The sequence below is a fragment of the Bacillus multifaciens genome, from assembly GCF_030756675.1.
GTDB lineage: Bacteria > Bacillota > Bacilli > Bacillales > Bacillaceae_G > Bacillus_A > Bacillus_A multifaciens.
Genome location: NZ_JAVBXD010000001.1, coordinates 279,907 through 303,802, shown reverse-complemented (window position 1 = coordinate 303,802; position 23,896 = coordinate 279,907). Strand labels below are relative to the sequence as shown.

Here is a 23,896-nt window from a genome sequence, read left to right as displayed (position 1 = left end):
GACAACAAAGAAATGCGGAAGTGGCTCGTTCAGAATGTGAGGGGGATGGAGCTTCTGACGTAGAGGTGTTTTTTACCTCGTAGGAAGAAGCGAAGCCACCGAACATTCTAGCCACTGAAGCTGGACAATGCTTTTGCCGAATTTTGAGGTGTGAGTATTACTGCCCGCGAATAGCGGGATAAGCAGATTTCAAAAGTAGGTGAAGATAATGGAACGAGTTTCTTGGGATCAATATTTTATGACACAAAGTCATTTATTATCGCTGCGCAGTACGTGTACAAGGCTTGCCGTTGGCGCGACAATTGTGCGTGATAAACGGATTATTGCTGGTGGTTATAATGGGTCGATTGCTGGCGGTGTGCATTGTATAGATGAAGGCTGCTATGTGATTGATAATCATTGTGTTCGTACAATTCATGCCGAAATGAATGCGTTGTTGCAATGTGCGAAATTTGGTGCGAAAACAGATGGAGCTGAAATTTATGTTACCCATTTTCCATGTTTGCATTGCTGTAAAGCGATTATTCAAAGTGGTATTACAGCAGTGTATTACGCACAGGATTATAAAAATCATCCGTATGCACTTGAGTTATTTGAACAAGCAAATGTAAGAATAAAACATGTTCCTCTTGCATTTGACGTAACAACATTGGAAGAACAACAGAAAATGCAGGAGTTAAAACAGTTTTTGTCTTCGGTACAAATGGACGAAATGACGTTAGAACAGTTGCAACAAGTATTACAGCAGGCAAAAAATATGGTATAAACCGTGAGGTGAGTACGTGCTATGCGGGCAATGGATTTGCGTTGCAATCTCAGTTATCTTTGGGATTGCAACTGCTTATTCCTCTTTTTCTATTGTTCCTTTTCTTATCTTTGGTTGTTATTGTGTAGTTTGTTTTTCACGTACCTCTCTTCCGATACTCTCCTTGATAATCCTCGCGTTTGGTCTTACCTATGTATATGCAACCTATGTAGATGCGCAAAATGATTCGATGCTTTCTTTTGGGGAAACAGACGTAATAGGTACAATTCAAAGTACGCCGATTATAAATGGAAATCGTCTTTCTTTCCAGTTGCGAATGAACAATGATAAAACAGTTCAGTTGTTTTACAAAATCCCTTCTCGTGAATTAAAAGAAAAATTGAAGCAGTTAACACCTGGTATGGTGTGTACGTTTACTGGTACGTTGAAAGAACCACCATCACCTCGTAATTTTTATGCGTTTGATTATAAGGATTATTTATATAAACAGCATATTCATGCCCTTTTTGAAGTGGAATCGCTTTCGAATTGTGTCCAAAAAGATATGTCGTTTGTTCATTGGTTATTTTCGATGCGACAAGCAGCTGTTTCTTATATAGGAGAGACTTTTTCGGGGCAGTCAGCAGCTTTTATGAACGCTTTATTGTTTGGTGATCGTCAATATATGACGTTTGAAGTAGAAGAACAGTATCAACAGTTTGGACTTGTTCATTTATTAGCAATATCGGGATCGCACATTGTTTTGTTAACTGCAATATGTTATTTTGTATCACTTCGAATTGGTATGACGCGTGAAAGCACAACGATGCTTCTGCTTGTTTGTATTCCGTTATATATGTTTTGTGCAGGGGCTTCACCATCTGTTGTTCGGGCATCTATAGCAGCTGTTATTGTGTTCGGAGCTCTTACGCGAGCGGTGCGAGTGTCTGGGATGGATGCTTTAAGTATGACATTAATAATTATGCTTTTTTATGATCCGTATGTATTGTTTGACATTGGGTTTCAGTTTTCATTTGTTGGAAGTTTTTCTCTTTTATTATCTTCATCACGTCTGTTAGTGAATGAAAATGGTATAGTGAAAAACTCTATATACCTTTCCGTTATTTCTCAATTAACAAGTACACCTATTTTGCTGTATCACTTCGGCTCTCTTTCTCCTTACAGCATCCTTCTTAATATGATTTATGTCCCGTTTTTATCTTTACTGGTTTTACCGGTGTGTATAGTCATTCTTGTATGTCTTATATGTCTTCCCATTGTGTCTCAATGGTTAGCGGATCTGTTGTCCCTATGTATACATGTTTCGAATGTGATACTTCAAATGTGCGAAGCTTTACCGTTTGTACGTCTTACCTTTGGACAAACTCAGCCATTTCTCGTCGTTTTATATTGTATAAGTATTGTAACTGTTCTTTTATCATGGGAAGGGCTTATATGGAGAAAATATCGCCTGTTGTTTCTAACGATTTTTTTCCTCCTTAGTACATGTCACTATGCATTTCCGTATGTAAATGCAACCGGGAGTGTTACTTATATTGACGTCGGACAAGGGGACGCCATTTTGATTCGCCTTCCATACAATCAAGGGACGTATTTAATTGATACTGGCGGAACACTTCCGGTAAAGAAAGAAAAATGGCAGCAGAAAAAACATGAATTTTCTGTTGGGCATGATATTCTCGTTCCTTTTTTACAAAAAGAGGGTGTACGGGTGATTGATAAATTAATTGTGACACATGGAGATATGGATCACATGGGAGCAGCGCAAGAGGTAATGCAATCTATTGCGGTGAAAGAAGTTGTTTTAGGAAAGAAGATAAAATTCTCCTTGCCTGAGCAACAAATACAGCAGCTTGCTGCGCAAAAGAATGTGTCCGTTCGAATTGTAGAAAAAGGAGATAGTTGGAAGGCTGGAGAGACGGAGTTTTCAGTATTATCACCAGAAGGGGAGGAAAAAGAAGATAATAATCAATCTATTGTACTTTGGACAAAAATAGGGGGATTAACATGGTTGTTTACGGGTGATTTAGAAGAAGTGGGTGAGAAGCGCTTCATACAATGGTATCCAGAGCTCCATGCAGACGTTTTAAAGGTTGGACATCATGGAAGTAGAACGTCATCTTCAGGGCAGTTTTTAGATGCTGTTCAGCCGAAAAAAGCTATTATTTCTGTTGGAGAGCACAATCGTTATGGACATCCGCATATTGAAGTGTTAGAGCGTTTAAAAGAGCGTGGAATTGAGGTGTGGAGAACAGATGAGCAAGGGGCAATTTCTTACGTTTTCCGAGGAGAGACGGGAACCTTTCACAGCAAGTTAACATATGATGAAATACAGAAAAAAAGAAGACTGCCACATGCAGCCTTTAAGAACCGATAAATTTAATGACTGTTGCGATGATAAATAAAGTGGTGAAAAATCCGAATGAAACGATAAAGCCTACTCCTGAATCGACAGCATCATTACGCTTACTTTGAACGTTTTTTTCAAATTCATTCATCTTTGAATCCCTCCCAACATTCCACCTTAGTATAAAATATTGTCAGAAAAAAATCTACAATTTATCATGTTATGCGTGGCCCATAACTTTAATATTAACAAAAAATTCAAAACACCCCGTTTTAACGGTTGGTAAAGTCTCTTTTCAAAATTTTGAGCGGTGGGATAACTGCCGTTTAAAGCTCGAGTGATTCAATGCTTTTCCAAGTGTGCTAACAGTTGTCATTCATAGCTCGCAAGGTGGATGCAAATAATAAAATCAAGGTGGTCACCGTTACGAAATAAGATTCCCGGGGCTTATTTTGTAACGTTTTATATAGATCAAGGAACGGGTAGCTGCCTGTTCCTTTGGACTTGTAAAACAGCAGTTGTCACATTACTATAAGTATATAAAGTGTTAGGGAGTAGGAATTTACATGAGTGATATACATAAAAAAATAAAGAAAAAGCAATTTTCTTCGTTATACTTGTTATATGGAACAGAGGCGTATTTTATAAATGAAACACTTCGACTTTTGACATCAGAAGCGTTAGTTGAAGAGGATCGTGAGTTTAATGTTGTTACGTATGACCTGGAAGAATCATATATAGAGGAAGTTGTTGAGGATGCAAGGACTCTTCCTTTTTTTGGAGAACGTAAAATTATCGTTGTAAAATCACCATTGTTTTTAACATCGCAAAAAGCAAAAATTGAGCAAAACGTCAAAGTGCTAGAGGAATATATTGCGGAACCTTCACCATTTTCTATCCTTGTGTTTATTGCTCCGTTTGAAAAATTGGACGAGCGTAAAAAAGTTACGAAGCTTTTTAAAAAAACAGCGGATGTAGTAGAAGCAAATGCTATGCAAGTGCAAGATGTACGGAAATGGATTATAAGTCGCACGGAAGAAATGCATATTCAAATAGAAGAAGCGGCAGTTAGTTTGTTGTTAGAGCTTGTTGGAAGTAATGTAACGATGCTTGCTAAGGAAATGGATAAACTGACATTATATGTGGGAGCAGGCGGTGAAATTACGGCAAAGCTTGTCGCAGAACTCGTTCCAAAGTCTGTTGAACAAAATGTATTTTCTTTAACAGAAAAGGTAGTGAAAAAAGATATTGCAGGTGCGATGCGTATTTTAGAAGGGTTATTTATACAACAAGAAGAGCCGATAAAATTGCTTGCGCTTCTTGTGAGTCAATTTCGTTTATTATATCAAGTGAAAGAACTTCAGCAGCGTGGGTATGGACAAAATCAAATTGCTTCGCACATCGGTGTACATCCGTATCGTGTGAAGCTCGCTATGAATCAAACGAATTTCTTCTCGTTTGAAGCGTTAAAACGAGTGATTAACGAACTTGCTGAGGCAGATTATAATATGAAGACAGGAAGAATGGATAAACGCCTTGTACTAGAATTTTTTCTCATGCGTTTAAATCATATAGGATAGTGGAAAAATGTTCATGCAGACAACTGCATGAACATTTTTTTGTAAATAAAAAACGATCCATACGGATCGTTTTTAAACGCCTTACGCGTTTACTTGTTTCGCTAAGCGAGATTTTTGACGAGATGCAACGTTTTGGTGGATAAGACCTTTACGAGCTGCTTTGTCAAGTTTTTTAGAAGCTACTTTGTATGCTTCTTTTGCTGTTTCAAGATCGTTATTGTTAACTAAAGCTTCTACAGTTTTAACAGCTGTACGCATGTCAGACTTGATAGAAGCGTTATGTGCACGACGCTCTTCGCTAAGTTTAGCGCGTTTGATAGCAGATTTAATGTTTGCCATATCTTTCACCTCCCTGGTGCAATCGAGTGACTCGATTCTTACATAGAACAAGTGATATTCTATCAAACGAAGAAGAGAATTGCAATAGTGAGAACGATGAAATTTCAATATAGGAAAAGAATGTCTGAAAATAAATTGGGGAATTCTAATGAATATTGATTATAAATAGTGGAGGAGATTGTATGAGCGAACCGCTTGATTTAAGTAAATACGGGATTCGAACAGATCTTGCATTAGAAGCTCACCAAATGCTGCAAGAGAAGCAAGAAGAAAAAACGGCGATTCAAGGTGTAATTGTAAAAGAGCGCGAAGAAGAAGGGATTACAATTACAAAGGTGACGATTGATGAAAGTGCCGCTCCAGCGATGGGAAAGAAACCAGGAAATTATTTAACTTTAGAGGTACAAGGAATTCGTCAGCAAGATACAGCGTTGCAACAAAAAGTAGAAGGGATTTTTGCAAAGGAATTTTCGCACTTTCTAGAAGAGATTGGCATAAGTGAAGAAGCGAGCTGCTTAATTGTTGGTCTTGGTAATTGGAATGTAACGCCGGATGCCTTAGGGCCAATTGTTGTAGAGAATGTCCTTGTTACACGCCATTTGTTTAAGCTGCAGCCGGAAAGTGTTGAGGAAGGGTTTCGGCCTGTCAGTGCAATTAGACCGGGGGTTATGGGAATTACAGGTATTGAAACGAGCGATATGATCTATGGTGTCATTGAAAAAACGAAACCAGACTTTGTAATTGCGATTGATGCCCTCGCTGCCCGCTCTATTGAACGGGTTAATAGTACCATCCAAATTTCGGATACTGGTATTCACCCAGGTTCTGGTGTTGGGAATAAGCGAAAAGAATTGAGTAAAGATACGCTAGGTATACCAGTGATTGCAATCGGCGTTCCGACCGTTGTAGATGCAGTTTCAATTACAAGTGACACAATTGATTTTATTTTAAAGCATTTTGGACGTGAGATGCGTGAGGGAGGAAAACCATCTCGTTCTTTACTTCCAGCCGGTTTTACATTTGGAGAGAAGAAGAAGTTAACAGAAGAAGATATGCCGGATGAAAAAAGCCGCAATATGTTTCTAGGAGTTGTTGGTACGCTAGAAGAAGAAGAGAAGAGAAAGCTAATTTATGAAGTGCTAGCACCGCTAGGACATAATTTAATGGTAACACCTAAAGAAGTGGATGCCTTTATTGAAGATATGGCGAATCTAATTGCGAGTGGTTTGAACGCAGCTCTTCATCACCAAGTTGATCAAGACAACACAGGGGCATATACACATTGATTGGAAAAGGAGAAATAAGAAGTGGAGCAGTTTACACGCAAATGCATCATTGTCGTTGTTAGTGCATTTCTTATAACGTTAGCGGGTATACAAGTTGCCAATAGCGGATTGAAACGAATGAAAGGCTATAACGATCCGACATATGAGCAAATTGCTCACATAACAGGAACAAACTACGGAGATATAGAAAAAACAATTATTGGAAATACATTTTCCGTTGAAGAAAAACAAAAACAACTAGAAGAATTAAAAAGTTTTAATATGTTTGAGAGTATGGGAAAAGGATTGACTTCTTTGGTGCAAAATGTCACTCGCAGTATAACATATACCATTGTTGATAAAATAAAAGGTGCATTTCATTAATTTAAAGTGTAAAAAAAGAGCTATCCTACGTACGAGTAGGATAGCTTATTGTATTTTAGGAAAGGTTTGTCTATTGTTTACGAATTGCATATGATAAAAGTAAGAGCACTTGCTTATAACGTAACACCAGTTTTCATTGAATCTTTTTCCTTGTATTGATATAATCAGTGCTAGTGTATATTGGCGAGATTAATAGGAGTGATAAATAGATGAACAAAGAAGAAAGAGCAAAAAGGCAGTCTAAAATTCGTAACTTTTCCATTATTGCTCACATTGATCACGGGAAGTCAACGTTGGCAGACCGTATTTTGGAGAAAACAAATGCGTTAACACAACGCGAGATGAAAGCACAGTTGCTTGACTCCATGGATTTAGAGCGTGAGCGCGGGATTACAATTAAATTAAATGCAGTACAATTAACGTATAAAGCGAAAGATGGAGAAGAATATATTCTTCACTTAATTGATACACCAGGACACGTCGATTTTACGTATGAAGTATCTCGTAGTTTAGCGGCTTGTGAAGGTGCGATACTTGTTGTAGATGCGGCGCAAGGGATTGAAGCGCAAACATTAGCAAACGTATATTTAGCACTTGATAATAACTTAGAGATTTTACCGGTTATTAACAAAATTGATTTGCCAAGTGCTGATCCAGAGCGTGTTCGCCAAGAGGTAGAAGATGTAATTGGATTAGATGCATCTGAAGCTGTTCTTGCTTCTGCAAAAGCAGGCATTGGTATTGAAGAGATTTTAGAACAAATCGTTGAGAAAGTACCAGCTCCAGCAGGTGATTCGGAAGAACCGTTACAATGTATGATCTTCGATTCTTTATATGATCCGTACCGTGGTGTAATCGCATATATTCGTGTCGTAAACGGTACAGTAAAAGTTGGCGATAAAGTACGTATGATGGCAACGGGTAAAGAGTTTGAAGTAACAGAAGTTGGTGTATTTACACCGAAAACAACGCAACGTCAAGAGTTAACAGTAGGTGATGTAGGATTCTTGGCAGCATCTATTAAAAATGTTGGCGACACGCGTGTAGGTGATACGATTACACATGCAAAACGCCCAGCAGCAGAGGCTTTACCAGGGTATCGTAAATTAAATCCAATGGTATTCTGTGGTTTATATCCAATCGATTCTGCACGTTATAATGATTTACGTGATGCATTAGAAAAACTAGAATTAAATGATTCTGCTCTTGAATTTGAACCAGAAACGTCTCAAGCACTTGGATTTGGTTTCCGCTGTGGATTCTTAGGCTTACTTCATATGGAAATCATTCAAGAACGTATTGAGCGCGAATTTAAAATTGATTTAATTACAACAGCACCAAGTGTTATTTATAAAGTATATTTAACAAATGGTGAAGACATGACGGTTGATAACCCATCTAACATGCCGGATCCACAATCTATTGATCGTGTGGAAGAACCTTATGTAAAAGCATCTATTATGGTTCCAAACGATTATGTTGGCGCAGTTATGGAAATTTGCCAAGGAAAACGTGGTACATTTATTGATATGCAATATTTAGATGAAACACGTGTTACGTTGACATACGAAATCCCACTTTCTGAAATCGTATATGACTTCTTCGATCAATTAAAGTCAAATACAAAAGGATATGCATCTTTTGATTACGAGCTAATTGGCTATAAACCATCTAAGCTTGTGAAGATGGATATTTTATTAAATGCTGAGCAAGTCGATGCGTTATCCTTTATTGTGCATCGTGATTCAGCGTATGATCGTGGAAAAGTAATTGTAGAAAAATTAAAAGAGTTAATTCCAAGACAACAGTTTGAAGTGCCTATACAAGCGACAATCGGAAATAAAGTTGTGGCGCGTTCTACAATTAAAGCGATGCGTAAAAACGTATTAGCAAAATGTTACGGCGGTGACATTTCTCGTAAACGTAAACTTCTTGAAAAACAAAAAGAAGGTAAGAAGCGCATGAAATCTGTTGGTTCTGTAGAAGTACCGCAAGAAGCATTCATGGCTGTACTGAAAATGGATGATAACTAATAATAAAAAAGAAGCCGTACAAACGGCTTCTTTTTTATTAGAGGGCAGAAATCAAAACATGTAAAGTTTGGGTTAATATTTAGACATCTATGTATCTCTCCTATACAATAGTGGTGATGCTTTTGATTGTAAGGGGAAGAATGTCAATGGAGAAAGTTCGCATAGGATTACAGAAGTAAATAAACCTCCGAAGTGCGGAGGTTTTCTTTTTAGAAAGGTAGGAACAGAATTTGATACAAGCTGCATATATTCATATTCCGTTTTGTCAGCATATTTGTCACTATTGTGATTTTAATAAAGTGTTTATTGAACGTCAGCCAGTTGAACAATACTTGCAATATTTAGAGAAAGAAATTGTGAATACAATCAATAAAACACCTTTTAAAGAAATGAAAACGATTTTCGTTGGTGGAGGAACGCCAACATCGCTAAATATGGAACAAACAAAGCAATTGCTAGATATTATTAATCGGCGTCTACGTCCGTTTGCGCCAAATTGTGAACTAACTTTTGAAGCGAATCCAGGAGATCTACCAAAAGAGAAATTAAATCTTTTACTAGAAGGCGGCGTAAATCGGATTAGTTTTGGTGTGCAAACGTTTCGAGATGAATTACTGAAAAAAATTGGACGCCAGCATACGAGGGAAGATGCGTTTATAGCGATTCGTGAGGCGAAGGAAGTTGGTTTTACAAATATTAATGTCGATTTAATTTATGCACTGCCGGGTCAAACGATAGAAGATGTGAAAGAAACGTTAGAGATTGCATTTACTCTTGGGGTTCAACATTTTTCTGCGTATTCTTTAATTGTTGAACCAAAAACAGTCTTTTATAATTTAATGAATAAAGGAAAGCTGAGACTCCCAGGTGAAGATAGTGAAGCTAAAATGTATGAAATTGTGATGGATGAGATGGAAAAGCACGGTTATCAGCAGTATGAAATTAGTAATTTTTCAAAAGGGGGTTATGAAAGTAGACATAACCTCACTTATTGGAATAATGAAGAGTACTATGGTTTCGGAGCTGGCGCTCATAGTTACGTAAATGGCGAGCGAATTCAAAATGTAGGTCCACTAAAACAATATTTTACGAAGATTGATGAGACAGGCCTGCCGTATTTAGATGTTCATACAGTAACAGCGCAAGAAAAAATGGAAGAAGAGTTGTTTTTAGGGCTTCGAAAAACAGCGGGTGTTTCGAAAGTAGAATTTAGTAAAAAATTCGGTGTAGAGATGAATGACATCTTCGCGAAACAATTACGTCATAATAAAGAACATGAATTGCTGCAAGAAACAAATAATCATGTCTGTTTAACAAGAAAAGGGAAGTTATTAGGAAATGAAGTCTTTCAATCATTTTTAGTGGATTAACTTTGCTCAAACGGACGGTATATATAAATCCAAATTAAAAAATCGACATAAAACCATTCTTTTTAGATGGTCGAGAGCATCTGGCCATGCATAGAACCGGTCAGAGCCTTTTTCTGCCACATGCGCAGTTAAAACCAGAGATAGCAAGCGAGTGCAGTTTCCTTTTTTCTGCATAGCAGCAATCTATATGTCGAAAAATCAAGAATTAAACCGTCTGTAAGAGCTCGATTGGCAGGGCTAATTAGCAGCGAAAAACCGTGCTGCTAAAAGTTTCACTTTATCTCATCACGTTTCCGTTGACAATTCAATATCAATTTTGGTAAGTTAGTAATAGATTTAGCACTCGAAACATAAGAGTGCTAACAGAGGTGATGATGAAATGCTTACGGAACGTCAGCTCTTAATTTTACAGACGATAATTGATGATTTTATCGGATCAGCACAACCTGTTGGATCAAAAACATTATCTAAAAAAGAAGAAATTACATTTAGCTCAGCAACAATTCGAAATGAAATGGCTGACTTAGAAGAATTAGGGTTTATTGAAAAAACGCATAGTTCTTCAGGGCGCGTTCCTTCTGAAAAAGGGTATCGTTTTTATGTAGATCATCTTCTTGCACCGCAACATTTGCCCAGTGAGGATATTGTACAAATTAAAGACTTGTTTGCTCAAAGGGTTTTTGAAGCAGAAAAGCTTGCGCAGCAATCCGCGCAAATTTTATCAGAAATCACGAATTATACGGCAATTGTTCTTGGGCCAAAAGTAAGTGCGAATAAGCTGAGAAATGTACAAATTCTTCCGCTTGGTCATCAAACAGCGGTTGCAATTATTGTAACTGATACAGGACATGTGCAAAGTAAAACAATCACAGTTCCGGAATCTGTTGATTTGCAAGATTTGGAAAAAATGGTTAACATTTTGAATGACAAGCTGTCTGGTGTACCAATGTCAGAACTGCATAATAAAATCTTTAAAGAAATTGTAATGGTTTTGCGCCAGTATGTTCATAATTATGATAGTGTCATGAAGATGTTAGATGGTACATTCCAATTTCCATTATCTGAAAAAGTGTATTTTGGTGGGAAAACAAATATGCTTGCGCAGCCAGAATTTCATGATATTCAAAAGGTCCGATTATTATTAAATATGATTGAAAATGAAGATGCCTTTTATGACATCTTAAAGAGTAAACAAATTGGCATTCAAGTGAAAATTGGCCGCGAGAACTCTTCTGCTGCAATGGAAAATTGTAGTTTAATTTCTGCGACATACTCGATTGGAGATGAGCAGCTTGGAACAATTGCGATTTTAGGACCAACAAGAATGCAATATTCTCGTGTCATTAGTTTGTTGCAATTGTTTACAAAACAATTTACGGATGGACTGAACGGTTTGTATAAACCAAAATAATAAGAAACTTTCATTTGTGGGGGGATCTTCCCTGTTACGGGTGAGTAGTTGAATATAAGAAATTAGATAGCTGGGTTCGTGCTGATTTATGCCTGCCCTGCCTTTTTAAGGAGGTGAAAGTTGTGGAAGAGCGTAATGAACAAGTGGTAGAAGAAGTAAAAGAAGCGCAAACAGAAGAAGCTGTAGCACCAGAAAATAGCGAAGAAACTGTTGAAGAAAAAAGTGGAGTTGCTCTTTTACAAGAAAAAGTAGATGAATTACAAGCGAAATTGACGGAAACGGAAGGTCGCATGCTTCGTCTACAAGCTGATTTTGAAAACTATAAGCGCCGCGTTCAACTAGAGAAGCAAGCGGCTGAAAAATATAGATCACAAAGCCTTGTGTCAGATATTTTGCCGGCTCTTGATAACTTTGAAAGAGCGATGCAGGTAGAAGCAAATGATGAGCAGATGAAATCCTTATTACAAGGGATGGAAATGGTATATCGTCAGTTGCAAGAAGCATTAGCAAAAGAAGGTGTTGAAGCGATTGAAGCTGTTGGAAATCAGTTTGATCCGCATGAACATCAAGCTGTTATGCAAGTAGAAGACAGTGAATTTGAATCAAATGCGGTTGTGGAAGAATTCCAAAAAGGCTATAAGCTAAAAGATCGTGTGATTCGACCATCAATGGTAAAAGTAAATCAATAATTACATAAATGTAGGAGGTTTCGTCATGAGTAAAATTATCGGTATTGACTTAGGTACAACAAACTCTTGTGTAGCTGTTATGGAAGGCGGAGAGCCAAAAGTTATTCCAAATCCAGAAGGTAACCGTACAACTCCTTCTGTTGTAGCTTTCAAAAATGAAGAGCGTCAAGTAGGGGAAGTAGCGAAGCGTCAAGCAATTACGAACCCAAATACAATCATGTCTGTTAAACGTCATATGGGTACAGACTACAAAGTAGAAGTTGAAGGTAAAAACTACACACCTCAAGAAATTTCTGCAATCATTTTGCAAAACTTAAAAGCTTCTGCTGAAGCGTACTTAGGTGAAACAGTAACGAAAGCTGTTATCACAGTACCAGCATACTTCAACGATGCAGAGCGTCAAGCAACAAAAGATGCAGGCCGCATTGCTGGTTTAGAAGTAGAACGTATTATTAACGAACCAACAGCAGCTGCGCTTGCTTACGGTTTAGAAAAACAAGACGAAGAACAAAAAATCTTAGTATATGACTTAGGCGGCGGTACGTTTGACGTATCTATCCTTGAGTTAGCAGATGGAACATTTGAAGTTATTTCAACAGCTGGTGACAACCGTCTTGGTGGTGACGACTTTGATCAAGTGATCATTGATCATTTAGTAGCTGAATTCAAAAAAGAAAATAACATTGATTTAAGCCAAGATAAAATGGCACTTCAACGTTTGAAAGATGCAGCTGAAAAAGCGAAAAAAGATCTTTCTGGTGTAACGCAAACACAAATTTCATTACCATTCATTAGTGCTGGAGCTGCTGGTCCATTACACTTAGAATTAACTTTAACAAGAGCGAAATTCGAAGAGCTTTCAGCTAACCTTGTTGAAAGAACATTAGAACCAACTCGTCGTGCGTTAAAAGATGCTGGTCTTTCTCCAAGTGAATTGGATAAAGTTATTCTTGTTGGTGGTTCTACTCGTATCCCAGCTGTACAAGAAGCAATTAAACGTGAAACTGGTAAGGAACCATATAAAGGTGTTAACCCTGATGAAGTTGTAGCGTTAGGTGCTGCAGTTCAGGGCGGTGTACTTACTGGTGATGTAAAAGGCGTTCTATTATTAGACGTAACTCCACTTTCTTTAGGTATCGAAACTATGGGTGGCGTATTCACAAAATTAATTGAGCGTAACACAACAATTCCAACAAGTAAGTCACAAGTATTCTCAACTGCTGCTGATAACCAACCTGCAGTAGATATTCACGTACTACAAGGTGAGCGTCCAATGTCAGCTGACAACAAAACGTTAGGTCGCTTCCAATTAACAGATATCCCGCCAGCACCACGCGGCATTCCACAAATCGAAGTAACATTCGATATTGATGCGAACGGTATCGTAAACGTACGTGCGAAAGATTTAGGAACAAGTAAAGAACAAACAATTACAATCCAATCTTCTTCAGGTCTTTCTGATGAGGAAGTAGATCGTATGGTAAAAGAAGCGGAAGCAAATGCTGATGCTGACCAAAAACGTAAAGAAGAAGTTGAACTTCGTAACGAAGCGGATCAACTTGTATTCCAAACAGATAAAGTTGTAAAAGACTTAGAAGGCAAAGTAGATGCAGCTGAAGTAGCGAAAGCAACAGAAGCAAAAGATGCATTACAAGCGGCAATCGAGAAAAATGATCTTGATGAAATCCGTGCGAAAAAAGATGCACTTCAAGAAATCGTACAACAATTAACTGTAAAATTATATGAACAAGCTCAAGCTGCTGCAGGAGCACAGCAAGCAGAAGGCGCAGAAGGCAATGCGGGCGCAAAAAACGATAATGTAGTAGATGCTGAGTTTGAAGAAGTAAAAGAAGATAAATAATCAAATACGTAAGATGACAAAAAGTCAAAGTCAAGCGTGCCTTGGCTTTGGCTTTTTTCACGAGTGAAGAAAAGGCTGGGTATACATGGGGTCTTTTGTGTGAGAGTCCAATGTTTATCTTTTTGCATACTGTAAGTGAGGAAACAGTGTTGCAAAGCACTTTCTTTCGATGTTAAAATTACGTTTATGTGAAAGGATTCGGGGGTTACAAACTTATGAGTAAACGAGATTACTATGAGGTGCTCGGCGTTAGCAAGGGTGCTTCAAAAGATGAGATTAAAAAAGCATATCGTCGTTTGGCGAAAAAGTATCATCCAGATGTAAGTACTGAAGAAAATGCAATTGAAAAATTTAAAGAAGTGCAAGAAGCATACGAAGTATTAAGTGATGATTCAAAACGTGCGCAGTACGATCAATTTGGTCATGCTGATCCAAATCAAGGCTTTGGCGGAGGCGACTTCGGTGGTGGCTTTGGCTTTGAAGACATCTTCAGTTCATTCTTTGGTGGTGGAGGCGGTAGACGTCGTGATCCAAATGCGCCGCGTCAAGGGGCAGACCTTCAATATCAAGTTTCTTTAAGTTTTGAAGAAGCAATTTCTGGTAAGGAAATGAATGTTGAAATTCCAGTTGAGGATCCTTGCGATACATGTAAAGGTAATGGAGCAAAACCAGGAACTTCTAAGGAAACATGTTCACATTGTTCTGGAACAGGTCAAGTTAGCGTGGAGCAAAACACACCGTTTGGTCGTATTGTGAATCGTCAAGCTTGTAGACATTGCTCTGGAACAGGTCAAATTATTAAAGAGAAATGTACAACATGTCATGGATCTGGAAAAGTACGTAAACGCAAAAAAATTAATGTTAAAATTCCAGCAGGTATTGATAACGGTCAACAAATTCGCGTTACTGGTAAAGGGGAAGCTGGTATAAATGGCGGCCCGGCAGGAGACTTATATGTAGTCGTTCGTGTGAAAGATCATGAATTCTTCCATCGCGAAGGTGATGATATTATTTGCGAAATGCCATTAACATTCGCGCAAGTAGCACTTGGAGATGAGGTGGAAGTTCCGACTGTGCATGGTAAAGTGAAGTTAAAAATTCCAGCAGGAACACAAACGGGAACAGAATTCCGTTTAAAAGGAAAAGGTGCGCCAAACGTACGCGGATATGGGCAAGGTGATCAATACGTAGTAGTACGTGTTGTTACACCGACAAAGTTAACATCGCACCAAAAAGATTTATTAAGAGAATTTACAGGTCAAGAAGATCATGATGATAGCCTATTTGGAAAGCTTAAACGAGCTTTTAAAGGGGAATAATGGAAATAAAAAATGGAGTTGGTAAATTGTGAAATGGTCAGAAATTAGTATTCATACAACAGAGGAAGCAGTAGAAGCAATCTCGCATATTTTACACGAAGCAGGTGCAAGCGGCGTTGCGATTGAAGATCCTGCCGAATTAACGAAAGAGCGTGAACAACAATTTGGCGAGATTTATGCATTAAATCCAGCTGAATATCCGGCAGAAGGCGTGCTTGTAAAAGCGTATTTCCCAAAGAATGATGCCCTGCAAGAAACAATTACAAACGTAAAATCGTCCATTGATCTGTTACCTTCTTATGGAATCGAGATTGGAACAGCAACTGTATCTGTTACTGAAGTAGATGAAGAGGATTGGGCTACTGCTTGGAAAAAATATTACCATCCGGTGAAAATTTCTGATACATTTACAATTGTGCCAACATGGGAAGAGTATACTCCTTCCTCACCTGAAGAAAAAATTATTGAATTAGATCCAGGAATGGCATTTGGTACCGGAACGCATCCGACAACAACGATGTGCATCCGTGCTTTAGAGAAAACTGTCCAGCCAGGAGATACTGTCATTGACGTTGGAACGGGTTCTGGTGTATTAAGTATTGCAGCGGCTAAATTAGGTGCTGCTTCTATTCAAGCATACGATTTAGATCCGGTTGCAGTAGAAAGTGCGGAAATGAATATACGATTAAATCATACAGAACATGTTGTAACTGTTGGACAAAACAGCTTACTAGAGGGCATTGAAGGGCCTGTTGATTTAATTGTCGCAAATTTACTAGCGGAAATTATTTTACTATTCCCAGAAGACGCAGCGAAAGTTGTAAAACAAGGTGGATTGTTCATTACATCTGGTATTATTGCTGCAAAAGAAAAAATGGTAACATCCGCGTTAGTAAATGCTGGTTTTACAGTAGAAGAAGTGTTAACGATGGAAGATTGGGTAGCAATTATTGCGCGTAGAGGATAAGATAAAGTGAAACTTCCGTCAGCGGGGGGCTTACTGCCCGCAAATAGCGGGATAAAGTTTCTTTAATCAAGTGTTTTCAGGGGAAGGTAAGCGGAAAGTCTCTCGTTGAAAGTGGCGAGGGACTTACCGTTTGTTTCATCCAAATCATACCGTTTGGCTCTTTTCGTAAGCACTCGTTTACGAAAAGAGCTAAACTTTACTAAGGTGATAGAATGCAGCGTTATTTTGTAGAAGAACAAAATGTAAATGAAATGGCGATTCGTATTGTAGGAGATGATGTGCATCACATCGGAAGAGTAATGCGTATGACGCCTGGTGATCAAATTTATTGTTGTACAAATGGGAAGACGGCAATTTGTACAATTGCTGAAATTACCAATGAATTTGTAAATGCGACTATTGTAGAATGGGTAGAGATGTCAACTGAGCTACCTGTTTTTGTGACAATTGCAAGCGGATTGCCTAAAGGTGATAAGCTTGAGTTGATTTTACAAAAAGGAACTGAGCTTGGAGCAGCAGGTTTTTTACCGTTCCAAGCATCTCGGTCGATTGTGAAATGGGATTCGAAAAAAGCTGGAAAAAAAGTAGAGCGTTTTAATAAAATTGTCAAAGAGGCAGCTGAGCAGTCTCATCGTAGTGAGATTCCGACTGTGTATGCACCTGTTTCTTTTAAAGAGCTTCTTGCGATGAGCAAAGAGTATGATAGTTGCCTTGTTGCGTATGAAGAGGAAGCGAAACAAGGTGAAAAATCAAATTTCGCTAAGGCTTTAACAAAATTAACGCCAGGACAAAAGGTGCTCATTGTATTTGGGCCAGAAGGTGGTTTAACGGAAGAAGAAGTATCTTCTCTTTCTGAGCAGTCTTTTGTACCTTGTAGTTTAGGACCAAGAATATTGCGGACAGAAACGGCGCCTTTATACGCGCTAAGTGCCGCTTCTTATCATTTTGAATTAATGGGGTGAAGTTATATGGCAACTGTTGCGTTTCATACGTTAGGTTGTAAAGTGAACCACTACGAGACAGAAGCAATTTGGCAACTGTTTAAACAAGGTGGTTATGAACGAACTGAATTTGAAAAAACAGCTGATGTGTATGTAATTAATACATGTACTGTAACAAATACAGGGGATAAAAAAAGTCGTCAAGTTATTCGTCGTGCCGTTCGTCAAAATCCTGATGCGGTAATTTGTGTAACGGGATGTTATGCACAAACATCTCCAGCGGAAATTATGGCAATTCCGGGTGTAGATATTGTAGTCGGAACGCAAGATCGTGAGAAAATGCTTGGCTATATTGAAGAATACCGTAATGAACGTCAGCCGATTAATGCTGTACGTAACATTATGAAGACACGTGTATACGAAGAGTTAGACGTACCATATTTTACAGATCGTACGCGTGCATCTTTAAAAATTCAAGAAGGATGTAACAATTTCTGTACGTTCTGTATTATTCCGTGGGCTCGTGGTTTAATGCGTTCTCGTGATGGGAAAGAAGTCATTCGCCAAGCGCAGCAATTAGTAGATGTTGGCTATAAAGAAATCGTCTTAACAGGTATTCATACAGGTGGATACGGTGAAGATATGAAAGATTATAACTTAGCGGGATTACTTCGAGATATGGAAGCGCAAGTAACAGGTTTAAAACGCCTTCGCATTTCTTCTATAGAAGCGAGTCAAATTACAGATGAAGTAATTGAAGTGCTGCGTGATTCTAAAGTTGTTGTCCGTCATTTACACATTCCGCTTCAATCTGGATCGAATACTGTATTAAAACGTATGCGCCGTAAATATACAATGGAGTTTTTCCAAGAGCGTTTAGACCGCTTAAAAGAAGCACTACCAGGACTTGCAATTACATCTGATGTTATCGTTGGTTTCCCAGGTGAAACAGAAGAAGAATTTATGGAAACGTTCAATTTCATTAAAAATAATCGTTTCTCTGAACTTCATGTATTCCCGTACTCAAAACGGACAGGAACACCAGCAGCACGTATGGATGATCAAGTACCAGAAGAAAGTAAGAATGAGCGTGTACATCGCTTAATTGCATTATCAGATCAATTAGCGAAAGAATATGCATCACAGTTTGAAGGTGAAGTACTTGAGATTATTCCAGAAGAATCATTTAAAGAAGCTGATCGTGAAGGGTTATATGTAGGATATACAGATAATTACTTAAAAGTTGTCTTTGAAGGTTCTGAAGAATTAATCGGTAAATTAATTAAAGTAAAAATTACGAAAGCTGGTTATCCTTATAATGAAGCACAATTTGTTCGTGTGCTAGAAGATGCATCTCCAAAAGAATCAGCAAGCGCGTAATAGAAAAAGCATGCAAACAGTTTTGTTTGTATGCTTTTTTATTTGCTGGAGAAGTTAAAATATGAAACCGCTATACTTTATGATATAATGCTGAAGATTAAGGTTGTCAGACAACTGATAAGCGATAAATTCACTAAGTATAAGCTGAGGAAGGAGCAATTTTTAAATGAACTATGCAAAATTAATTGATCATACAGCATTAAAACCAGATACAAAAAAAGAGGTAATCGTGACGTTATGTGAAGAGGCGAAACAACATGATTTTGCTTCTGTATGTGTAAATCCAACATGGGTTGAAACGGCAGCAGAACTGTTAAAAGGAACGGATGTAAAAGTTTGTACAGTAATTGGCTTTCCTCTTGGAGCAAATACACCAGAAACAAAAGCATTTGAAACAACAGATGCGATTGCAAAAGGTGCAACAGAGGTTGATATGGTAATTAATATCGGCGCATTAAAAGATAAAAACGACGCGTTAGTAGAGCGTGATGTTCGCGCTGTTGTAGAGGCTGCAAAAGGAAAAGCACTTGTGAAAATAATTATTGAAACATGCTTACTTACAGAAGAAGAAAAAGTTCGTGCTTGTGAATTGTCTGTAAAAGCAGGCGTTGATTTCGTAAAAACATCAACAGGATTTTCAACAGGCGGTGCAACAGTAGAAGATGTTGCGTTGATGAGAAAAACAGTAGGACCAAATATCGGTGTAAAAGCATCAGGCGGTGTTCGTGACGAAAAAGGCATGGATGCAATGATAGAAGCAGGTGCAACGCGCATTGGAACAAGCTCTGGCGTAGCACTAGTAAGCGGAAAAACAGCAACAACTGATTATTAATTTAAAAGCGGAGGCGACTGTTTAGCCCTGTCGGCTAAGGTTCTTTCACGCAGAAGGTGTTCTTTACCTTCTCGCGTGGAAGGTTCTTAGACGTGAGGGGCTAGGAGGTGCAGCTGGATAAAATAAAAGCGGAAGCCGCTTGCTTAGAACATGAGGGCGTTGGAGCTCTTGACGTAGAGGCGCTATTTGCCTCGTAGGAAAGAGTGAAACGACCGATTGTTCTAGCGGCCGTAGCTGGATAAAATAAAAGCGGAGCCGGTCGTTTATATAAGTCCAAATCAAAAAAGACAGAAAACCATTCTTTTTCGGTGGACGAGAGCATCTGGCCATGCGTAGAAGCGGTCAGGGCCTTTTTCAGCCACATGCGAAGTTCAAACAAAGGGAGAAAGTAAGTGCAGGCCCTTTTTTTCTGCATAGCAGCTTACGGTGCAGTACTTAGACGATGGAAAAGTAGAGGCGGATATTTTTGTAGAATAATATCGCATTGATATAGAAATTTGTATCGAAATTGCACGTGCCGTGAAAAAAAGAAGAGTAAGTGCTCTTCTTTTCTTTTATCAGATAGTTGACCTAAAAGTATAAAATGTATTATAATCGTAAAAGACATGCTGAGAAAGTGTTTCTTTTTGCATGCTGAAATTAGGATGTAAGTGGATGTTTCGGAGGGAGGGAAAGAGAATGTCAAAAACAGTCGTTCGTAAAAACGAGTCTTTGGAGGATGCACTTCGCCGTTTTAAAAGATCAACTTCTAAAGCTGGTACGCTTGCTGAGGCAAGAAAACGCGAGTTCTATGAAAAGCCAAGCGTAAAACGTAAGAAGAAATCTGAAGCGGCAAGAAAGCGTAAATTCTAAGAGAGGGTGTAATTTATGAGTCTTCTCAGTCGTTTAAACGATGATATGAAACAAGCGATGAAGAATAGAGAAAAAGAAAAATTAACCGTTATTCGTATGGTTAAGTCTGCTTTACAAAATGAAGCAATTAAACTGCAGAACTCTCTTACAGAAGAAGAGGAACTAACAGTTTTAGCTCGTGAAGTAAAACAGTATAAAGACTCCCTCCTTGAATTTGAAAAAGCGGGTCGTGAAGACCTTGTTGATAAACTGAAAAGCGAAATTCAGATTTTAGAAACATATTTGCCAGAGCAATTGACAGAAGAAGAATTGCTTGCTGTTATTCAGCAATCTATCTCTGAAGTTGGTGCAGCTTCTAAAGCTGATATGGGCAAAGTGATGAGTGCTGTTTTACCGAAAGTAAAAGGTAAAGCAGATGGCTCACAAGTGAATAGGCTTGTTTCACAACTATTAGCATAAAAAAGCGTCTCATTTATAATGAGATGCTTTTTTATGTTTTTTTTCAATTTGGACGTGATATTACAAGCTTTTTTTTCATACATATGGGATGAGAGGGGGGTCTTCGATGAGAAAGTTGCAGCAAATGAAAAATTGGATTACGAAGCAGATAGACCTACCTGCAGATGTATTCATGGATCTGCCGAGAATTACACTTGTTGGGCAGGTACATATTTATATAGAAAATCATCGTGGATTATTGGTATTTAGTGATAAAGAGGTACGACTTTTATTAAAACAAGGACAATTATTAATAAAAGGAGATTCTTTTGTAATTAAGACAATTCTTCCCGAAGAGCTTTTACTTGAAGGAACCATTGAACAAGTCTTGTTTTTAGAAGATGAAAAAAAAGGAAAATGAAATGAAACTGTTATTCATGAGAGGTTTTGTTAAACGAACCAGGGGCAAGTGGTTAGGAAATATTTACTTCTTAGTCCTCCTACTACTGACTGTATGAGCGGAGTAAAGTCATAGAGGTGGTGCAGATCTCTCAAGAGGCTGCGCCTTTTTTAGAAAGCTGATGGAGGCGAGCTATGAAAAATAAGTGGTTCACAAAATGGATTGGGTATGTAAAAGTGCGAATTCAAGGAAGAGGTGCAGAACGATTTATTAACGAATGTGTACGAAGAGATATTCTAGTTTGGGACGTTAAGAAAGTTGCAGATGATACACTTGTATTTTGTATATTGCTACGAGATGTGAAACGATTACGCCCGATTTACCGTAAAAATGAATGCAATCTATATTTTATTGGACGTTACGGAGTTCCGTTTTGGAATAAGCGCTTACTTCGAAATAGTGGTTTTCTTGTTGGTTTTCTCTTATTTTTCTTAGGTGTCATTGTTTTATCAAATATGGTATGGAAAGTAGAGATAACAGGAGCGAAGCCAGAGACGGAATATATTGTGATGAAAGAATTAGATAAAATGGGTATTAAAAAAGGGAAGCTACAATTTCAAATGCCGAGTGTAGAAAATATACAGCGTTATTTGACTGATAATATTAACGCCATAACATGGGTTGGTTTGGACGTAAAAGGAACGACGTATCATTTTAAAATAGTTGAAAAAAATGAGCCGAAGAAAGAAGAAGAACAGGTGCCGCAACATTTAGTTGCCAAAAAAGAAGCGATTGTTACAAAAATGTTTGTAGAGATAGGAAAACCAATAGTTATGAAAAATGATTATGTGCAAAAAGGACAACTTCTTGTGTCAGGAATGTATGGGAAAGAAGAGAGTCCTACGATTGTTTCAGCCAAAGGTGTTGTATTTGGTGAAACTTGGTACAAGTCTAAAGTGGAGGTACCCCTAAAAACGAAATTTCAAGTTTATACAGGGGATTCATATAAAGAACATTATCTTACTTTTGGAAACATGAAAATAAAAATATGGGGATTTCAGCATGATAAATATAAGCAGTCTAAAACTGAGACAGTAAGACATGATGTGAAATTGCTTGGTTTTACACTGCCGATTGCTTATGAAAAAGCGATTGTACGTGAAGAGGAAGAAGCAAACCGTGAATATACAGAAAAACAGGCAATAGCGGTGGCGGAGGAAATGGGGCAAAAAGAATTAAAGAAAAAATTGGATGAACGTGCTATGATTATAGGGAAGAAAGTTTTGCATAAACAGGTTGAGAATGGAAACTTGAAATTATTGTTGCATTATACAGTGATTGAGAATATTGCAGAGGCTCAACCGATATCTGAATCCGATATTCAAGGAGATTGAGTAATTAATGGCTGAACAATTAGTAGAGATGAATCAACAATTGGAAAACCATAATGAAGCAATTGCTTTGTTTGGAGTAAATGATGCACATTTAAAAATAATTGAGAATGAACTTGAGGTATCGATTGTTACGAGAGGTGAATCTGTTCGTGTTTCCGGAACAAATGAAGCGGTAGCTCTTGTTGAAGGGATATTACAACAACTTTTAGTTGTGATTCGCAAGGGTATATCGATTTCTGAGCGTGATGTGATCTATGCCATTCAGCTTGGACGTCAAGGGAAACTGGCTCATTTTGAAGAGTTATATGAAGAGGAGATTTTTAAAACAGCAAAAGGTAAGTCCATCCGTGTGAAGACAATGGGACAAAGGCAATATATTTATGCCATTAAGAAAAATGACATTGTGTTTGGGATGGGACCGGCGGGTACTGGGAAAACATATTTAGCTGTAGTAATGGCTGTTCGAGCATTAAAAAATGGTTATGTGAAAAAAATTATTTTAACAAGACCTGCTGTGGAAGCTGGAGAAAGTCTCGGCTTTTTACCTGGAGATTTGAAAGAAAAAGTGGATCCGTATTTACGACCTCTTTATGACGCTCTTCATGATGTACTTGGGCAAGAGCATACGCAAAGAATGATGGAACGCGGTATCATTGAAGTTGCTCCGCTAGCGTACATGAGAGGACGCACACTCGATGACGCATTTGTGATTTTAGATGAGGCGCAAAATACAACTGGAGCACAAATTAAAATGTTTTTAACACGTCTTGGATTTGGCTCAAAAATGGTTGTAACAGGAGACCCATCTCAGATTGATTTACCAAAAGGTGTGAAATCTGGTCTTTCTATTGCGGCGAATGTGTTAGACCGTGTGCCTGGTCTTTCGTTTATTAAACTTGAGCAGTCGGATGTTGTTCGTCATCCACTCGTACAGCGTATTATTGAAGCATATGATAAAATGGAATGATCCTGCTTGTAAGGATCATTTCTTTTTATCACAATGGTGTTCAACTAACCTTTTAGAGAAAAGCGTTTTATATGAATCCGTTTTAAATTTTCGACATATAGGTTGCGGTTGTGCAGAACAAAAGGGGCCTGCACTTACTTTCTCCCTTTGTTTTACCTTGCATGTGGCAGGAAAGGGCCCTGACCGCCTCTGTGCATGGCCAGATGCTCTCGCCCACCGAAAAAGAATGTTTTATGTCGGTTTTTTAATTCAGATTTATATAGAAGGAAGTTTCACTGTATATTTTTTATAGATATTGTGAACAGGTTGGCTAACGCTTTATTTTTTATTATCATAAATAAAGAAAAGGGCATTTGTCCTT

The 23,896-nt window shown here is 38.1% G+C and carries 22 protein-coding genes; 20 read left to right on the top strand and 2 right to left on the bottom strand.

Translation table 11 applies throughout. The features are described from left to right. Positions 1-208 precede the first annotated feature (208 nt). Both Q9306_RS01695 and Q9306_RS01690 read left to right on the top strand, forming a co-directional pair. Positions 209-766 carry a ComE operon protein 2 gene (locus Q9306_RS01695; RefSeq protein ID WP_306194616.1) on the top strand — a complete coding sequence of 186 codons (558 nt, stop codon included), beginning with the start codon at positions 209-211 and terminating at the stop codon, positions 764-766. A gap of 16 nt (positions 767-782) precedes the next feature. Further along, positions 783-3,143, top strand: coding sequence for a DNA internalization-related competence protein ComEC/Rec2 (locus Q9306_RS01690; RefSeq protein ID WP_306194614.1), 2,361 nt, complete (start codon positions 783-785; stop codon positions 3,141-3,143). On the opposite strand, the gene Q9306_RS01685 is transcribed toward Q9306_RS01690, so the two are convergent. Beyond that, positions 3,130-3,264 (bottom strand): YqzM family protein, encoded by a 135-nt coding sequence (locus tag Q9306_RS01685; protein ID WP_306194612.1) that lies wholly within the window; start codon positions 3,262-3,264, stop codon positions 3,130-3,132. The two genes, Q9306_RS01690 and Q9306_RS01685, sit on opposite strands and share 14 nt — an antisense overlap. A 415-nt stretch (positions 3,265-3,679) precedes the next feature. Here Q9306_RS01685 and holA point away from each other — a divergent pair, with 415 nt between their 5' ends. Next, positions 3,680-4,693: a DNA polymerase III subunit delta gene (gene holA, locus Q9306_RS01680; protein ID WP_306194610.1), complete on the top strand. Its 1,014-nt coding sequence runs from the start codon at positions 3,680-3,682 to the stop codon at positions 4,691-4,693. A gap of 81 nt (positions 4,694-4,774) precedes the next feature. Here holA and rpsT read toward each other — a convergent pair whose 3' ends face one another. Further along, positions 4,775-5,032, bottom strand: a complete 258-nt coding sequence (rpsT, locus tag Q9306_RS01675; protein WP_020062230.1) for a 30S ribosomal protein S20 — start codon at positions 5,030-5,032, stop codon at positions 4,775-4,777. Between the two features lie 182 nt (positions 5,033-5,214). On the opposite strand from rpsT, the gene gpr reads away from it, so the two are divergent. The 17 genes from gpr (at position 5,215) to Q9306_RS01590 (ending at position 23,535) form a co-directional block, all read left to right on the top strand. Continuing rightward, positions 5,215-6,318 (top strand): GPR endopeptidase, encoded by a 1,104-nt coding sequence (gene gpr / locus Q9306_RS01670; RefSeq protein WP_306194607.1) that lies wholly within the window; start codon positions 5,215-5,217, stop codon positions 6,316-6,318. 21 nt (positions 6,319-6,339) lie between these two features. Next, positions 6,340-6,681: a DUF3679 domain-containing protein gene (locus Q9306_RS01665; RefSeq protein ID WP_306194605.1), complete on the top strand. Its 342-nt coding sequence runs from the start codon at positions 6,340-6,342 to the stop codon at positions 6,679-6,681. Between the two features lie 209 nt (positions 6,682-6,890). Further along, positions 6,891-8,714: an elongation factor 4 gene (gene lepA, locus Q9306_RS01660; protein ID WP_306194603.1), complete on the top strand. Its 1,824-nt coding sequence runs from the start codon at positions 6,891-6,893 to the stop codon at positions 8,712-8,714. 230 nt (positions 8,715-8,944) lie between these two features. Beyond that, on the top strand, positions 8,945-10,084 hold the full coding sequence (gene hemW / locus Q9306_RS01655; RefSeq protein WP_306194601.1) for a radical SAM family heme chaperone HemW: 1,140 nt from the start codon (positions 8,945-8,947) through the stop codon (positions 10,082-10,084). Positions 10,085-10,463: 379 nt separating this feature from the next. Continuing rightward, on the top strand, positions 10,464-11,495 hold the full coding sequence (gene hrcA, locus Q9306_RS01650) for a heat-inducible transcriptional repressor HrcA (protein ID WP_306194599.1): 1,032 nt from the start codon (positions 10,464-10,466) through the stop codon (positions 11,493-11,495). 122 nt (positions 11,496-11,617) lie between these two features. Beyond that, a complete protein-coding gene (grpE, locus tag Q9306_RS01645) occupies positions 11,618-12,184 on the top strand; it encodes a nucleotide exchange factor GrpE (RefSeq protein WP_306194597.1) in 567 nt (188 codons plus the stop codon). 25 nt (positions 12,185-12,209) lie between these two features. After that, on the top strand, positions 12,210-14,045 hold the full coding sequence (gene dnaK, locus Q9306_RS01640; protein ID WP_306194595.1) for a chaperone protein DnaK: 1,836 nt from the start codon (positions 12,210-12,212) through the stop codon (positions 14,043-14,045). 215 nt (positions 14,046-14,260) lie between these two features. Beyond that, on the top strand, positions 14,261-15,364 hold the full coding sequence (gene dnaJ, locus Q9306_RS01635) for a molecular chaperone DnaJ (protein WP_306194593.1): 1,104 nt from the start codon (positions 14,261-14,263) through the stop codon (positions 15,362-15,364). A gap of 28 nt (positions 15,365-15,392) precedes the next feature. Further along, the gene (gene prmA / locus Q9306_RS01630; RefSeq protein ID WP_306194591.1) at positions 15,393-16,331 is read left to right on the top strand and encodes a 50S ribosomal protein L11 methyltransferase; all 939 of its coding nucleotides are present in this window, start codon (positions 15,393-15,395) and stop codon (positions 16,329-16,331) included. A gap of 212 nt (positions 16,332-16,543) precedes the next feature. Then, positions 16,544-17,293: a 16S rRNA (uracil(1498)-N(3))-methyltransferase gene (locus tag Q9306_RS01625; RefSeq protein ID WP_306194589.1), complete on the top strand. Its 750-nt coding sequence runs from the start codon at positions 16,544-16,546 to the stop codon at positions 17,291-17,293. Positions 17,294-17,299: 6 nt separating this feature from the next. After that, a complete protein-coding gene (mtaB, locus tag Q9306_RS01620) occupies positions 17,300-18,652 on the top strand; it encodes a tRNA (N(6)-L-threonylcarbamoyladenosine(37)-C(2))-methylthiotransferase MtaB (protein ID WP_306194588.1) in 1,353 nt (450 codons plus the stop codon). Positions 18,653-18,818: 166 nt separating this feature from the next. Then, on the top strand, positions 18,819-19,484 hold the full coding sequence (gene deoC, locus Q9306_RS01615) for a deoxyribose-phosphate aldolase (protein WP_306194586.1): 666 nt from the start codon (positions 18,819-18,821) through the stop codon (positions 19,482-19,484). Between the two features lie 678 nt (positions 19,485-20,162). Continuing rightward, positions 20,163-20,336 (top strand): 30S ribosomal protein S21, encoded by a 174-nt coding sequence (gene rpsU / locus Q9306_RS01610; protein WP_020062243.1) that lies wholly within the window; start codon positions 20,163-20,165, stop codon positions 20,334-20,336. A 15-nt stretch (positions 20,337-20,351) separates the two neighbouring features. Continuing rightward, positions 20,352-20,795: a GatB/YqeY domain-containing protein gene (locus Q9306_RS01605; protein ID WP_306194582.1), complete on the top strand. Its 444-nt coding sequence runs from the start codon at positions 20,352-20,354 to the stop codon at positions 20,793-20,795. 106 nt (positions 20,796-20,901) lie between these two features. Further along, positions 20,902-21,195 carry a sporulation protein YqfC gene (gene yqfC / locus Q9306_RS01600; protein ID WP_035429805.1) on the top strand — a complete coding sequence of 98 codons (294 nt, stop codon included), beginning with the start codon at positions 20,902-20,904 and terminating at the stop codon, positions 21,193-21,195. Positions 21,196-21,368: 173 nt separating this feature from the next. After that, positions 21,369-22,568 carry a sporulation protein YqfD gene (gene yqfD, locus Q9306_RS01595; RefSeq protein WP_306194579.1) on the top strand — a complete coding sequence of 400 codons (1,200 nt, stop codon included), beginning with the start codon at positions 21,369-21,371 and terminating at the stop codon, positions 22,566-22,568. Positions 22,569-22,575: 7 nt separating this feature from the next. Continuing rightward, entirely contained in the window at positions 22,576-23,535 is a 960-nt protein-coding gene (locus Q9306_RS01590; RefSeq protein WP_306194577.1) for a PhoH family protein, read from the top strand. Positions 23,536-23,896: the final 361 nt, after the last annotated feature.